General features: G+C 67.4%; 10 protein-coding genes. 6 read left to right on the top strand and 4 right to left on the bottom strand.

From position 1 onward, the window contains the following. Positions 1 to 655 precede the first annotated feature (655 nt). The gene (locus tag RTO53_RS07635; RefSeq protein WP_312237216.1) at positions 656 to 2,056 is read left to right on the top strand and encodes a DEAD/DEAH box helicase; all 1,401 of its coding nucleotides are present in this window, start codon (positions 656 to 658) and stop codon (positions 2,054 to 2,056) included. 112 nt (positions 2,057 to 2,168) lie between these two features. On the opposite strand, the gene RTO53_RS07630 is transcribed toward RTO53_RS07635, so the two are convergent. Together RTO53_RS07630 and RTO53_RS07625 are read right to left on the bottom strand one after the other, a co-directional pair. Next, positions 2,169 to 4,733, bottom strand: a complete 2,565-nt coding sequence (locus RTO53_RS07630; protein WP_312237215.1) for a M14 family zinc carboxypeptidase — start codon at positions 4,731 to 4,733, stop codon at positions 2,169 to 2,171. Between the two features lie 79 nt (positions 4,734 to 4,812). Continuing rightward, positions 4,813 to 7,464, bottom strand: coding sequence for a TonB-dependent receptor (locus RTO53_RS07625; RefSeq protein WP_312237214.1), 2,652 nt, complete (start codon positions 7,462 to 7,464; stop codon positions 4,813 to 4,815). Between the two features lie 187 nt (positions 7,465 to 7,651). On the opposite strand from RTO53_RS07625, the gene queD reads away from it, so the two are divergent. Continuing rightward, positions 7,652 to 8,005 (top strand): 6-carboxytetrahydropterin synthase QueD, encoded by a 354-nt coding sequence (gene queD, locus RTO53_RS07620; RefSeq protein WP_312237236.1) that lies wholly within the window; start codon positions 7,652 to 7,654, stop codon positions 8,003 to 8,005. A 204-nt stretch (positions 8,006 to 8,209) separates the two neighbouring features. Next, positions 8,210 to 8,566 (top strand): phasin family protein, encoded by a 357-nt coding sequence (locus RTO53_RS07615; protein WP_312237213.1) that lies wholly within the window; start codon positions 8,210 to 8,212, stop codon positions 8,564 to 8,566. A 317-nt stretch (positions 8,567 to 8,883) separates the two neighbouring features. On the opposite strand, the gene RTO53_RS07610 is transcribed toward RTO53_RS07615, so the two are convergent. Next, positions 8,884 to 10,353 (bottom strand): HAMP domain-containing sensor histidine kinase, encoded by a 1,470-nt coding sequence (locus RTO53_RS07610; RefSeq protein ID WP_312237212.1) that lies wholly within the window; start codon positions 10,351 to 10,353, stop codon positions 8,884 to 8,886. Further along, positions 10,350 to 11,069 (bottom strand): response regulator transcription factor, encoded by a 720-nt coding sequence (locus tag RTO53_RS07605; RefSeq protein ID WP_312237211.1) that lies wholly within the window; start codon positions 11,067 to 11,069, stop codon positions 10,350 to 10,352. Before RTO53_RS07605 ends, RTO53_RS07610 begins: the two co-directional genes overlap by 4 nt. Positions 11,070 to 11,215: 146 nt before the next feature. On the opposite strand from RTO53_RS07605, the gene msrB reads away from it, so the two are divergent. From msrB to msrA, 3 genes are read left to right on the top strand one after another with little or no spacing between them, the layout of a single operon-like run. Next, a complete protein-coding gene (msrB, locus tag RTO53_RS07600) occupies positions 11,216 to 11,722 on the top strand; it encodes a peptide-methionine (R)-S-oxide reductase MsrB (protein WP_312237210.1) in 507 nt (168 codons plus the stop codon). A gap of 36 nt (positions 11,723 to 11,758) precedes the next feature. After that, a complete protein-coding gene (locus tag RTO53_RS07595) occupies positions 11,759 to 13,531 on the top strand; it encodes a cytochrome c biogenesis protein DipZ (protein ID WP_312237209.1) in 1,773 nt (590 codons plus the stop codon). A gap of 16 nt (positions 13,532 to 13,547) precedes the next feature. Beyond that, the gene (gene msrA, locus RTO53_RS07590; RefSeq protein WP_312237208.1) at positions 13,548 to 14,288 is read left to right on the top strand and encodes a peptide-methionine (S)-S-oxide reductase MsrA; all 741 of its coding nucleotides are present in this window, start codon (positions 13,548 to 13,550) and stop codon (positions 14,286 to 14,288) included. Positions 14,289 to 14,489 lie beyond the last annotated feature (201 nt).

The following is a 14,489-nucleotide window of genomic DNA, read 5'->3' as shown; positions in this document are numbered from 1 at the left end:
AGGTTTCAAGTGTAATCAAATGCGCGACCGGGCCACCAGCTGCACCGCCGCATCGCCCACCCTAAAGCATCCTTGACGTTACCGGCGACCAGCTCCGTCGCGGCGCGGGGGACCCTGTGGCACTGCCGGTGGATCCACGCCATGCGTGGAGATGCGCGCCAGGCGGCTGACCCTCGGAAGATGGTCCGGCGCCGTGCTGGGCGCTGCCCGGCGTTGAACAGGTACTCGGGCCAGCCTCCGGGGATGGACGCCCGGCAGGGCCGGAACGGGTCGGACCCGGGAGGAGAGCATCCACGCATGGCGTGGAGAGCATCCACGCATGGCGTGGATCTACGGTCCGCGTCGGGGCCATTGGGCAATCCCTGCCCAAACTGAACAGGGAGATTTGGTATGGATCTCAACTATCCGCTAGACTATGCCGGTCTGCAGCGGCCGTCCGTTTCCCTTCGGGATCGCCGGCGATATGGATCATCGATCCGTCGCCCGCCCCCACTCCGACGCCATTCGTCATGCATACCAGTCTGCGCACCGCGCCGGCTGCACCCAATTCTCGCAGCGCGGTTTACGGGAACGCTCCGAGTCAGCCGATCACCTTGATCTGCCTCGCGTCCGGCCATTCGGCCTGGCGTTACCTTGTCTTTGGAGCTTCCACCCGATGTCTTTTGAATCCTTGGGCCTTGCCCCGTTCCTGCTGCGCGCGTTGGCCGAGCAGGGCTACGATACCCCCACCCCGATCCAGGAGCAGGCCATCCCGCTCGCCCTGGAAGGCCGCGACCTGCTGGCCGGCGCACAGACCGGTACCGGCAAGACCGCCGCGTTCGGCCTGCCGCTGCTGCAGCACCTGGGCACCAACCCGCAGGCCGTCGATGGCCCGCGCCGCCCGCGTGCGCTGGTGCTGGCCCCCACCCGCGAGCTGGCCACCCAGGTGCATGACAGCCTGCGCGGTTACAGCAAGTACCTGCGCATCCCGAGCGCCTGCATCTACGGCGGCGTCGGCATGGGCAACCAGTTCGACGTGCTGCGCCGTGGCGTGGACCTGCTGGTGGCCTGCCCGGGTCGCCTGATCGACCATATCGAGCGTCGCAGCGTCGACCTGTCCGGCATCGAGATCCTGGTGCTGGACGAAGCCGACCGCATGCTCGACATGGGCTTCCTGCCGTCGATCAAGAAGATCCTCGCCAAGCTGCCGCGCCAGAACCGCCAGACCCTGTTGTTCTCGGCGACCTTCGAAGAGAGCATCAAGCAGCTGGCGCTGGAATTCATGCGCAACCCGGAGCAGATCCAGGTCACGCCGAAGAACACCGTTGCCGAGAACATCAGCCACCGCGTGCACCCGGTCGATGGCCCGCGCAAGCGCGAGCTGCTGCTGCACCTGCTGGCCCAGGACAGCCGTGAGCAGACCCTGGTGTTCGGCCGTACCAAGCATGGCTGCGACAAGCTGGCCATGTTCCTGGACAAGTCCGGCATCAAGACCGCGGCGATCCACGGCAACAAGAGCCAGGGCCAGCGCCTGCGCGCACTGGGCGACTTCAAGGCCGGTCGCGTGACCGTGCTGGTGGCTACCGACATCGCCGCGCGCGGCATCGACATCAACGAGCTGCCGAAGGTCATCAACTACGACCTGCCGATGGTCGCCGAGGATTACGTGCACCGCATCGGCCGCACCGGCCGCAACGGTGCAACCGGCCAGGCGATTTCGCTGGTGGCGCAGGACGAAGCCAAGCTGCTGCGCCAGATCGTGCGCCTGCTGGACAAGGACATGGACATCCGCGATGTGCCGGGCTTCGAGCCGCAGACCCCGATCCGCTGGGGCAACAGCGCGCCGGGCAAGGCCGAGCTGCCGGGTGGCGATCGTTCGCCGCGCAAGCACGCACGTCGCCCGCACGCCGAGGCGCCGCGCCACGCCCATGCCGGCCCGAAGAAGGCCGGTGGCGGTCAGCGTGATGGCGCCGGTCGCGGTGCCCCGCGCGGTGGCCAGCCGCAGGGCCAGCGCCGTGGCGGTGGCAATGCCGGTGGTGGCCGCAGCCAGGGTGGCGGCGGCGGTCGCGCCAGCTGATCCGTTCGCGGACCGGTTGAATTGAAAAGGGCGACGCATCTGCGTCGCCCTTTTTTTTGGGTTTGCATCCGGGCCGTGGGGCCACTGTTGCCTTACGATGGCGGCCGTTGCGTCACCCGCGCGGCTTGCTCGGGTTGAGCTGGTTGCCGAAGAAGATCGCGTTCAACAGCAGCCGCTCGGTGCCGTGCCAATACTTGCGGTGGGCCGGATCGTCGGCGAACAGCACCACGTTGCCCTGCCCCTGCGGCGACACCAGCAACCACGCCGCGCCCGCCACGCGGTTGCGGTTGCTCTCGGACAGGTAACCATTGACGCGCGGCGTCTCGTCCACGCGTACGACCGTGGAGAACGGATTGCGGCTCGGCTTGAAGCTGATGCCGTTTTCCTTGTTGATGGCCAGCTGCGCGCGCGGCAGGCCGAAGCCGAGCGGATGGCTGGTGTCCACATCGGCACTGAGGATATTGCCGCTGACCCGCTCGATCGCGGCGATGTCGCGCTGGTCGCCGAAGGCACGGCGCGCGGCATCGGGGGCCTTCTCTTCCTCGCCCAGCACTTCGTCGGCCAGCTTCTGTTCGATCGCCCAGCGCGCGGCGGTGCCGTAGGTGACCAGCGAGCCACCGGCGTTGATCCAGCGCTTGAGCGCGGCCACCGCCGTGGCGTCCACGCCGGCGTAGGTGCCACCGGCCAATACGATCGTGGTGTAGCGGTCCAGGCTCACTTTGCCCAGCTGTGCCGGGTCGAGCTTGCTGGCGGGCAGCTGCACCTGCTGGTCCAGCAGGAACCACGCCGAGCCGATCTCGGTGGCGCTGACGCCCTCGCCCATCACCAGGGCTACCGCCGGCTTGCGCAGCGCCTTGACGCTGTCGCTGCCCAGATCGATACCGCCGCGGCTCTGGCCGCTGGCCAGGGCGTGCACGCGCACGCCACTGCTGCGGGCGGCCTCGTCCACGGCGGCGAGCAATGCCGCACCGGACAACGGCTGGCCGGCGACCGGGATCACCACGCTGCCACGCGCGAACGATTGCTCGCCCTCGGCAGTGGCGGCGGTGAACGGCTGGAACGCAGCGCGCGTGGCCAGGGCCCGCGCCTGCAGGGCGTACAGCGCGCGGCTGGCGTTGTAGTCGCGCCAGTCCAGCACATAGGCAAAGCCGGCCTGGCCGCCGACCACACCGCCCTGCGCAGGCGCCAGCGCGGCAATGCGTGCGCCACCGGCAATGCGGCTGCGGCTGCCGGCAAACGCCACGCCGTAGGCCGGTGCGATCGCGTAGGAGGTGCTGCCGTAGAAGACGTCGCCCTTGATCGGCGGGGTGTCGGCAAAGATCGAATGGACCAGGCGGAATTGCGGCTGCGCGGTGGGCACCACGTAGGCACTGCCCGGTTCGAAGCGCTGGCCGTCGACGGTGACCGCTGCATCCAGCGCCTGCACGGTGATCTGGTGCTGCAGCAGCAGGTCCAGCAGCTTGGCGGTCAGACCGGGGTCATGCGCATCGCCGAATACGAATGCCTTGATCGGCTGATGGCTGGCCTGCTTCAACGCGGACTGGAAGAAGTCCTTCTGCAGCTTGCGCAGCCCATCGCGCTCGGTCACCGCGCCGCGGATCGTACCCAGGCCGGTGGCGACCTGGTTGCGGATGGTGAAGGGGAACGTCAGCAGCCCGTTGGCCGATTCCTGCACGCGGCCACGCGAGCTGGCCTGCTCGACGGTCACCCCGACCGCACCGTGGAAGTCCGGATAGGTCGAGCCGTACACCGGCGAGAAGTTGTCGAAGTTTTCCCCGGTGTAATACAGCGAGCCCAGCGCATCCAGTGCCTGCGCGTGGTACTTGGCCAGGGTCTTGTTGAATTCATACGACGCTGCCGGAATCAGCGGGCTGTGCATGCTCGCCGGCGACGGCTCGAAGTAGTAGGTGCTGTCCTTGCCCATTTCGTGGAAGTCGATCTGGACGTTGGGGTACCACTGGTGGAAATACGCGATCTTCGGCCGCGTGTCCTGCTGGGTGAGGGCCAGCCAGTCGCGGTTGAGGTCGGTGAAATAGTGGTTGGTGCGGCCCTGCGGGAACGGCTCGACGTGTTCCTTGTCGGCCGGATCGGCGGACGCCGGCGAGGACGCATACGCGTTGTGCCAGCTGGCCGCGCGGTCGCGCCCGTCCGGGTTCTGCGCCGGGTCGAACAGTACCACCGCCTGCTGCAGCCACTGCGCGGTGTCGGCGCTGCGGTTGGCCACCAGGTAGTAGGCGGTCAGCAGTGCGGCTTCGCCGCTGGAGGTTTCATTGCCATGCACGCTGTAACCCAGCCACACCACCACCGGGCTGCTGCCGGCCGCACTCAACGGCTGCGCCGGATCGGCCAGGGTGACGTGCTGGCGGCGCAGGGCGTCCAGCTGCTGCTGGTTCTGCGCCGAGGTGACCGTGGCGATCAGCAGCGGACGGCCTTCGTAACTGCTGCCGATGCGCTCGACCTTGATCTTGTCCGAGTGCCTGGCCAGTTCCTCGAAATAGGCCACCAGCTGATCGTGGCGGGTGTAGCGGCTGCCGATCTCGTAGCCGAGGAACTGCTGCGGGGTGGGAATGGACGGATCGAAATCGCCGCCCTGCGGAAAGAAGTACGCGCTCTGCGCGAACGCCGGCGCTGCCAGCAACCACAACGCGCCCACCAGCCAGGTGATGGGACGTGACACGACACGATGCAAAGACACAGCAGTTCCCCATGAAGCGGGGGCCGGCGGCGATGCCGGCCCCGTTGGATACAAAGGTGGTTTAGAAGCGGTAGTCGAAGCCGACGGTGAAGTAGCGCCCGCGCAGGTCGTACTGGCTGAAGTCGTACGGCGCGCGGATGCCGGGGAAGGACGCGTCGTAGGGCGGTTCCTCGTCTGCCAGGTTCTGGATCTTGGCGTACAGGGTGAGTTTGTCGATGCCGGTGTAGCCCAGGTAGAGATCGAACTGGCTGTAGGAATCCACGCGGTCCTGCACGGCGGTGGCGGCCGCGCTGGCCTTCTGGTCGTAGCCGCTGGTGTAGTACCAGGTCAGTGCGGTGCGGAAATCGCCGTAGCTCCAGTCGAAGGTGGTGGTCGCCTTGTTCTTGGGCAGGGTCGCGCCGAGGTTGCTGCCGGCGTAATCCACCAGCGGGCCACCGACCACGGTCGGGCGGCTGTAGTCGCGCACGTGGGTGAAAGCGCTGCTGAGGGTGAAGTCGCCGGCGCGGTCGGTCGGGAAGCGCTGGCGCAGTTCCACGTCGAAGCCGGAGGTCTTCAGTTCGCTCAGGTTCTGGTAGCGGTTGTAGACCGCCAGCAGCTTGCCGCGCTCATCGCGCAGCACCGCACCGGGCACGTTGTCGGTGACCAGGGTCTGGGTGTTGTTGGTGCCCACCAGGTTTTCCAGCTCGATGCGGTAGTAGTCCACGCTCAGGCTGGTGTTGGACCATGGCGACAGCACGATGCCGGCGTTGAAGCTTCTGGTGCGCTCCGGCTTGAGGTCGTTGTTGCCGACGGTGAAGAAGGTCGGGTTCTGCCGCGAGCCGGGCACGTCCGGATCGCGCGGGTCGATCACGCTGCCGTAGGCGATGCTGGTGCTGTTGGAATTCTCCGACAGCGACGGCGCGCGGAAGCCCTTGGAGGCCGCCGCACGCACCAGCAGGATGTCCCACGGCTGCCAGCGCAGGCTCAGCTTGGGCGAGAACGCATCGCCGAAATCGCTGTAGTGGTCGGCACGTGCGGCCGCCTGCAGCTCCAGGCGCTCGGCCAGTGGCACGTTGACTTCGGCGTAGGCGGCGGTGACCTTGCGCTCGCCATGCACTTCGGCAATCGCCGGGCGGATCTGCAGGCCGGCATCGATCTGCCACGGGTTGTTGGAGTCCAGCTTCTCGCGGCGCCACTCGGCACCGGCGGCGAAGCCGATCTCACCGGCCCAGGTATGGCCGAGCGCACCGGAGATCTTGGCGTCCACGCCCTGCAGCACCGACTCGGCCGGACGCAGCGTGCTGATGTTGATCGCGTTGAGCACTTCCGGCGACGTCGCCGCCGGGTTGAGCAGGTTGTAGCTGCCGCTGGCCAGCGCATCGGCCAGTGCGTAGCGGTTGGCAAAGCCGCCGGACACGGTTTCGCGCTCGCTGCTGCGGGCACCGAACGCGCCCACTTCCCAGTCCCAGTTCTGCAGGCTGCCGCGCAGGCCAACCAGGCCGCGGTACGCCTGCGAGCGGTTGGTCTTGATGGTCGCGCCGAGGTTGAAGAACGTGTATTCGATCGGCACCGCGCGGCCATACGGGTTGTACGGGCTGCTGGCCGGCAGGTTGGAGGAGACCGGTTCGGCCAGGCCGGTATCGGCGTTGAGCGCGAAACGGCCGCTCTCCAGGGTGAAGAACGGGCTGCTGCCGAACCAGGACACGCCCTTGATGTCGCTGTAGAGCACTTCGCCGAAGGCCTCGACGTTGTCGTTCACCCGGAAGGTGCCGTTGACGTAAGCCTGGTAGCGCTTGGTCGAGGGAATCAGCGTGGTGTACGGGGCCTCGTTGAAGCCGCAGGTGTTGCCGGCCAGGCCGTCGATGGGCGCGCTCGCCACCAGCGTGGTGCCTTGCGGGCAGTTGCCGCTGGCATCGAGCATCGGCACCGAGGTGCCATTGACCAGGTAGCGCGCGCCCTTGGCCGACCAGCCGTTCCAGCGTCCGCCGGGCTTGTCGGTGTAGATGCCGGACTTGGTCAAGTCGCGCTGGTCCTGGTCCAGACGCTCGCGGTTGTAGCCTTCCAGGCTGACCAGGATGTTGTAGCCGTCGGTATCCAGGTCACCGATGCCACCAATGAACTTGAGCGTCTGCTCGTCCAGCCCGCCCTGGTCGGCGGTGCCCAGGCTGCCACCGAGTTCGGCGCCCTGGAAATTCTGCCGGGTGATGATGTTGACCACGCCGGCCACCGCGTCGGAGCCGTACACCGCCGAAGCGCCGTCCTTGAGCACTTCGATGCGTTCGACGGCCACCAGCGGCAGCGCGTTGAGGTTGACGAAGGTGTCCGACAGGCCGCCGGCCGGGAAGCCGTAGTTGGCCAGGCGGCGGCCGTTGAGCAGTACCAGCGTGTTCTTCTGCGACAACCCGCGCAGGCCGATGCCGGCCGAACCGGAGGCCCAGCCGTTGTTGGTGGTTTCGTTGTTGGCGTTGCCGGTGTTGGCCGAGATCGAGCGCAGCAGGTCGGCGACGGTGGCCTTGCCGGTCTCTTCCAGCTGCTGGCGGCCGATCACCTGGACCGGGTTGGCCGACTCGGTATCGGTGCGTTTGATGTTGGAACCGGTGACCCGCACGGCGGCAAGGGTCTTGCTGTCGCCGGCGGCATCGGCGGTTGCATCGGCGGCGGTATCGGCAAACGCAGGCAAAGGCGTAGCCAGAGCGGCGGAAAGCGCCGCTACAAGAAGGGTGTGCTTGGGCATGAACTTCAGTGGGGTGGTGGACGACGAGTTCCGCAGTAATCCATGCCTGGCGATGAACCGGCCAATAACATCTCTTCATACGGATATAAGAGAAGCTAACATCTCTTCATCCGGATGGAAAGATTGCCTTCACGAACAAGGCCGGTTCCAACCCACCGCGGTGGCGGCCGGCCGCTACAATGGCAGGATGGAAATCTTCAAAGTCTTTACCCTCGAGGCCGCCCACCTCCTCCCCAACGTGCCGCCGGGCCACAAGTGCGCGCGCCTGCACGGGCACTCGTTCCGGGTGGAGCTCAAAGTCGAAGGCGAGCCGGGCGAGCACAGCGGCTGGATCATGGATTTCGGCGACGTCAAAGCGGCCTTCCAGCCGATCTACGACCGCCTGGACCACCACTACCTCAATGACATTCCGGGCCTGGAGAATCCGACCAGCGAACGGCTGGCGATCTGGATCTGGGACGAGCTCAAGCCGGCGCTGCCGCAGCTGAGCGAAGTCACCGTGCACGAAACCTGCACCTCCGGCTGCCGCTATCGCGGTTGAGCCACCCAGGCGCATCCCGGCACGGATCAGGTAGTGCCGGCCGTTGGCCGGCGACCCAGCCCGATGACTCGGGCGAATAACTCGCGCAACCCATTGATCTAAACCAGGTTTAATCGATACCGGACCACAACTGGCAACAAGTTGTTGCAATGCAATATTTTCGGCGTATGCTGCATTGCATCAACGTTCTCGAGCCGTCCTGCCATGACGTCCGCGTTCACCGATTCCTTCAGCGCCTACACCCGCCAGTTGGCCGCCACGGCCACGCGTGCCAATCGGCTCGCCCTGGAAAATGCCGAAAGCATGTTCGGGGTGCAGTTGAAGACGCTGGAGAAGAACATCACCGCCACCAGCGGGTTCTTCGGTGACATCGTGCAGTCACGGCAACCGGATACGCTGCTGCCCAAGGGTGCGCAGCTGGCCCGCGACAATCTCGACCGTTGGACCCGTGCCAACCAGGAAGTGCTGGGGCTCGGGTTGAAGGCCTCCGTGGCCTTTGGCGAACTCGCCCGGCAGCCGTTCGCGGCCGCCACGCCCGACGCAGGCAAGACGCGCGGCTGAGCGGACACAACATCGAATTTGCGTGGGTCCCTCCCCCCACGCAATCCCAGGCCCGACAGAACCCTCCCTCTGTCGGGTCTTTTTTTGCGTCGCGCTTTTTAAAGCAGCATCTGGGTTGCGGTCGCCGGGCGGCCTGCGCACGACCTACGGACGGTTTCCCGTCTGCGGACGGAGACCGCGCCACATCGTGTTGAGGGGAATGGCGGCTATGGGCCGGCTCCGACCACGCAAACCACCATCACGCGGCGCGCTCAGCCGACCCACGGTCGGCTCTACCGACGGGCGAGGCCACCAACACAGCCTCTACGCCTCAGGCATCATCGCGCCGCCATCGGCAGCGTGAACACGAACAACGCGCCTTCGCGGCTGTCCATCAGTCGAATCTCGCGGTGGTGCAATTGCAGGATGCGGTGCACGATCAATAGACCGAGCCCGCCGCTGTCCGGGCGCGCACTGCCCAGCGCCGGTGGCGTACTGAACAGGCCGGCGCGGCGCTCGGGCGGGATACCCGGTCCGGTGTCGGCGATGGCGACCTGCACCTCGCCGTCCTGCGCGCGCAGCACCACCTCGATGCGGCCGCCTTCGGGAGTGTGGCGGATGGCGTTGTCGAGCAGGTTGGTCAGTACGCGCTCGATCAACGCCAGGTCCGCCACGACCGCCGGCAACCCAGGCGGTATGTCCGCGCTGAGCGTCTGCCGGCGTGCCTGCGCGGCCAGTTCGAATTTCTGGAACACATCCTGGACCAGGTCCGGCAGCGAGAACGCCTGCAGGTCCAGGGTGACCGCGCCGTGTTCCAGCCGCGCCAGCTCGAACAACGCCTGCGCCAGCGCACCGACCTTGCGGCTCTGCGCCAGCGCGATGCCGAGGTAGCGCTGGCGCTCGTCGGCGCCCAGCGTGGCGTCCTTCAGGGCCAACGTTTCCAGGTAGCCGTGCAGCGAGGACAGCGGCGTGCGCAGGTCGTGGGAAATGTTGGCCACCAGTTCGCGGCGCTGCAGGTCCTGTTCGCGCAGCTGCTGCCATTGCTCGCCCAGGCGCTGGCCCATGTGCCCGAAGCTGTGCTGCAGAATCGCCAGCTCGTCGCGCTCGCCGGGACGCAGCGGGGTCGGCGGCAGCGGCGTGCCGGCACCGGCGGCATCCACGTCGAACGCCTGGATGCGGCGGGTCAGCTGGCGCAGCGGCCGGGTGACCCAGCGGAACGCGACCACCCCGGCGAGCAGCCCGACAGCGGCAAGGATCGCCAACGACCACAAGGTGGTACGCAGGGTCGCGTTGGCAGCGATGTTGGCGGCCAGTGCCTCGCGCTGTTCGCCCACCAGCACCACGTAGATGTAGCCCGCCTGGCGTCCCTGTACCCACAGCGGCGCGGCGTTGAACACCTTGCGGCCGGTCGCGCTGCGCGGGTCGTCACCGAGGATCGGCAACGGCTCCTCGCGCAGCAGCGCGCGGACCGGCGCCAGGTCCACGCGGTCGCGCTTGAGATGACCATCGGGCGCGTCGTGGCCGAGGATACGGCCCTGGTCGTCGAGCAGGTACACCTCGACACTGGGATTGACCGCCATCAGCTTGCCGAACAGCGCGCGCACTTCGCCACCGCGCATGCCACGCGCGTCCATCAACTCGCCGCTGCGCGCGATGTGTTCGGCCAGCCCGCGCGACAGCCGCTGCACGGTTTCCTGCTCGTGCATGGCGGTGCTGCGCATCTGGATCCACATCAACGCGCCGCAGCAGACCAGCAGCAGCGCGCAGAACACCACCGACAGGCGCTGGGACAGGGTCAGGCGGATCACGCCGCCGCTCCTTCATCGCCAACCAGCTTGTAACCCCGGCCCCACACCGTCTGGATGCGCTGCGGGGTGGCCGGGTCGCGCTCGATCTTGTTGCGCAGCCGGTTGATGTGGGTGTTGACGGTATGCTCGTAGCCGTCGTGCTGGTAGCCCCAGACCTGGTTGAGCAGGTCCATGCGCGAGTACACCTGGCCGGGGTGGCGGGCGAAGAAGTACAGCAGGTCGAACTCGCGCGGGGTCAGTTCCAGCGCACGCCCGTCGACCTGCGCGGTGCGCGCCACCGGATCGATGCGGATGCCGGCCACGTCCAGTTCGCCGGCATCGATGCGCGCGTTCTGCGCCATTGCTTCCACGCGGCGCAGCAGTGCTTTCACCCGCGCCACCAGTTCCAGCATCGAGAACGGTTTGGCCAGGTAGTCGTCCGCGCCCAGTTCCAGGCCGAGGATGCGGTGCACTTCGCTGGCGCGCGCACTGGTGATGATGATCGGGGTGTAGCGCGTCATCGCGCGGGCGCGCTTGCAGATTTCCAGGCCGTCCACGCCCGGCAGCATCAGGTCCAGGACCAGCGCGCTCCACGGCTGCGCCTCCAGCAGGGCCAGGCCCTCGTCGCCGGTGGCGGCGTGGGTGACCTCATAGCCCTCGTCGCGCAGGTGCATGCGCAGCAGGGTGGCGATGTGGACATCGTCTTCGACGATCAGGACACGCTTGGCGCTGCTCATCGGCTGTGGGGGCGGCAGGAAGGCATGGCGGCATTGTCGACGGATCGCGGCCCGAATGTGTCACGGAAAATTTAACCCTGCGTGAGGATTCGTTGACCGGCCCGGGCGCAGCATGGCCCCATCGTTCCCGGACCTGGAGATCGGCCATGCGTTACTCCCGTCGCAATGTCCTTGGCATGGGTACCCTGGCGGCCGCTGCCGGCGTGCTCGGCCTGTCCGCATGCAGCGGTCCGGCCCCGGCCGCGACCGCCGCCCCGGCCCGCCGTTTCGAGGTGATGCGCACCGACGCGCAGTGGCGCGAACAGCTCAGCCCGGCGCAGTACGCGGTGCTGCGTCAGCAGAGCACGGAACGACCGTTCAGCAGCCCGCTCAACAAGGAACACCGGCGCGGCACGTTCAACTGCGCCGGCTGCGCGTTGCCGCTGTTCTCCTCGTCCACCAAGTTCGACAGCGGCACCGGCTGGCCCAGCTTCTGGGCACCGCTGCATGACGCCGTCGCCGAGGACCGCGATACCACCCTGGGCATGATCCGCATCGAGGCGCATTGCCGGCGCTGCGGCGGCCACCTTGGCCACGTGTTCGACGACGGTCCGCGCCCGACCGGGCTGCGCTACTGCATGAACGGCGTGGCGATGAATTTCACCGCGGCCTGAGCGCCGTTTCTCCCTGCATCCTGGAAGGATCTGTCCATGTTCCTGCTTGTCCTGGCCTACCTCGGCGGCGTACTCACCATCCTCAGCCCGTGCATCCTGCCGGTGTTGCCCTTCGTGTTCGCCCGCTCGAACCGTCCGTTCCTGCGCAGTGGCCTGCCGCTCCTGGTGGGCATGACGCTGATGTTCGCGGTGGTCGCCAGCCTGGCGGCGGTGGGCAGCCAGTGGGTGGCGCAGGCCAACCAGATCGGGCGCTGGATCGCGCTGGTGGTGATGGCGCTGTTCGCGCTGGCGCTGTTGTGGCCCTCGCTGGCCAATCGCCTGCTGTCGCCGTTCCAGCGCCTGGGCGCACGCCTTAGCGCCTCGGCCGATGCGGCCAGCGATGCCGGACGCGGCGGGGTCGGCACCTCGCTGCTGATCGGCATCGCCACCGGCCTGCTGTGGGCACCGTGCGCGGGGCCGATCCTGGGGCTGATCCTGACCGGCGCGGCGCTGCAGGGCGCCAGCGTAGGCACCAGTGGGCTGCTGCTGGCCTATGCGCTGGGCGCGGCGACCTCGCTGGCGCTGGCGATCTGGATCGGCGGCCGCCTGTTCGCCGCACTCAAGCAGCGTCTGGGCATGGGCGAGTGGATCCGTCGGGCCCTTGGCGTGGCGGCGCTGCTGGCGGTGGTGGCAATCGCGATGGGCTGGGACACCGGCGTGCTGACGCGCTTGTCCACGGTGAGCACGGCCAGACTCGAACAGGGCCTGCTGGATACGCTGCCCGGCCAGTCGCCGTCCGCGGGCGCGGCGATGTCGACGGCCAGCAGCCAGCCCAACGGCGAACTGCCGGTGGAAGGCACCCTGCCCTCGCTGGCCGGGGCCACCGGCTGGCTCAACAGCCCGCCGTTGAGCGTTGAAGGCCTGCGCGGCAAGGTGGTGCTGGTCGATTTCTGGACCTACTCCTGCATCAACTGCCTGCGGGCCCTGCCGTATGTGCGGGAGTGGGCCGAACGGTACCGCGACCATGGGCTGGTGGTGATCGGCGTGCATGCGCCGGAGTTCGCCTTCGAGCGCAATCTGGGCAACGTGCAGGGCGCGGTGAAGGACCTGAAGGTCACCTACCCGGTGGCGATCGACAACGAGTTCGCGATCTGGCGCGGCTTCAACAACCGCTACTGGCCGGCGCACTACTTCATTGATGCACAGGGCCGTATCCGCGCGCACCACTTCGGCGAAGGCAACTACGCCCAGTCCGAGCAGATCATCCGCCAACTGCTGCGCGAGGCCGGCAACACGCTGCCCGACGAACCGGCGCAGGCCATGGCGATGGCCGCGGCGGCACCGCGCGACGGCGTGGAGCAGCAGGCCGACATGCGCAACCTGAAATCGCCTGAGACCTACCTGGGCCATGCGCGTGCGGACAACTTCGCCTCGCCCGGCGGGCAGCAGCCCGATCGCGCCGCCGACTACACCGTGCCGGCCACGCTGGCGCTGAACCAGTGGGCGCTCGGCGGTCGCTGGACGGTGGGCGATGAAGACGCACAGCTGGACGCGGTCGGTGGCCGCATCGCCTTCCGCTTCCATGCCCGCGACCTGCACCTGGTGCTGGCGCCGGCGGTGGATGGCAGGCCGGTACGCTACCGCGTGCGCATCGATGGCCAGCCGCCGGGTGCGGCCGCCGGTGGCGATGTGTCGGCCGATGGCAGCGGTCAGGTGGGCGGGCATCGTCTGTATCAGTTGATCCGCCAATCCGGCGAGGTGCGCGAACGGACCTTCGAGATCGAGTTCCTGGATCCGGGTGTGCACGCCTACGCCTTTACGTTCGGTTGAGCCCTGGAGGCCTTCGATGAAGATCGCAATGGACAAACTGGTTGCCGGCAGCATCGCCGCAGTGATCGCGGCCCTGACAGTTACGGCGGTGCTCAGCCTGGACGGCCCGGTGCATGCCGCGCCGGCGCAGGCGCTGGTCACCGTGCCTGCCCCCAGCGGCAGTGCCGATTTCAAGCAACCCGGCAGCACGCGTGCGCAGGTGGTATTCGCCGGCGGTTGTTTCTGGGGTGTGCAGGGGGTGTTCCAGCACATCAATGGCGTGGACAACGCGGTGTCCGGCTACATCGGTGGCAGTGGCGCCGATGCCAGCTATCCGCGCGTGGGCGGCGGTGGCACCGGGCACGCCGAAGCGGTGCAGGTCACCTACGATCCGTCGAAGGTCAGCTACGGGCAGCTGATGCAGGTATTTTTCTCGGTGGTGCATGATCCGACGCTGCTGAATCGGCAGGGTCCGGATCGCGGTACCCAATACCGTTCTGCGGTGTACGCCGATGACGCCGCGCAACGCGACGCGACGCGCGCCTATATCGTCCAGTTGCAGCGCGCCAAGGCGTATGCGGCGCCGGTGGTTACCCAGGTCGACGGCGGCAAGCGTTTCTATCCCGCCGAGGGCTATCACCAGAACTACCTCACCCTGCATCCGGAATCGCAGTACATCCAGATCAACGATGCGCCCAAGGTGGCGGCACTGAAGCAGCAGTATCCGGCGCTGTATCGCGAGAAGCCGAGGTTGGTGTCGACTCTTTCTGCGCGGTGATGCTGTTGCTCTGGAGCGTCGATGTCTGCGTCTCTCCCGCGCTGGTCGGGGGTGTGTGGGTTCGCGGGACACGCTGCAAGTACATCCTTGTAAGCTCGTGTACGCCATCCATGGCGATCGCTGGAAGCCGGACTTGGTGTCGACTCTTCTGCGCGGTGATGCTGTTGCTCTGGAGCGTCGATGTCTGCGTCTCTCCCGCGC

Source organism: Stenotrophomonas sp., from assembly GCF_031995405.1.
GTDB lineage: Bacteria > Pseudomonadota > Gammaproteobacteria > Xanthomonadales > Xanthomonadaceae > Stenotrophomonas.
The sequence above is the reverse complement of the archived record's forward strand: the minus strand, read 5'-3'. Positions and strand labels throughout refer to the sequence as shown.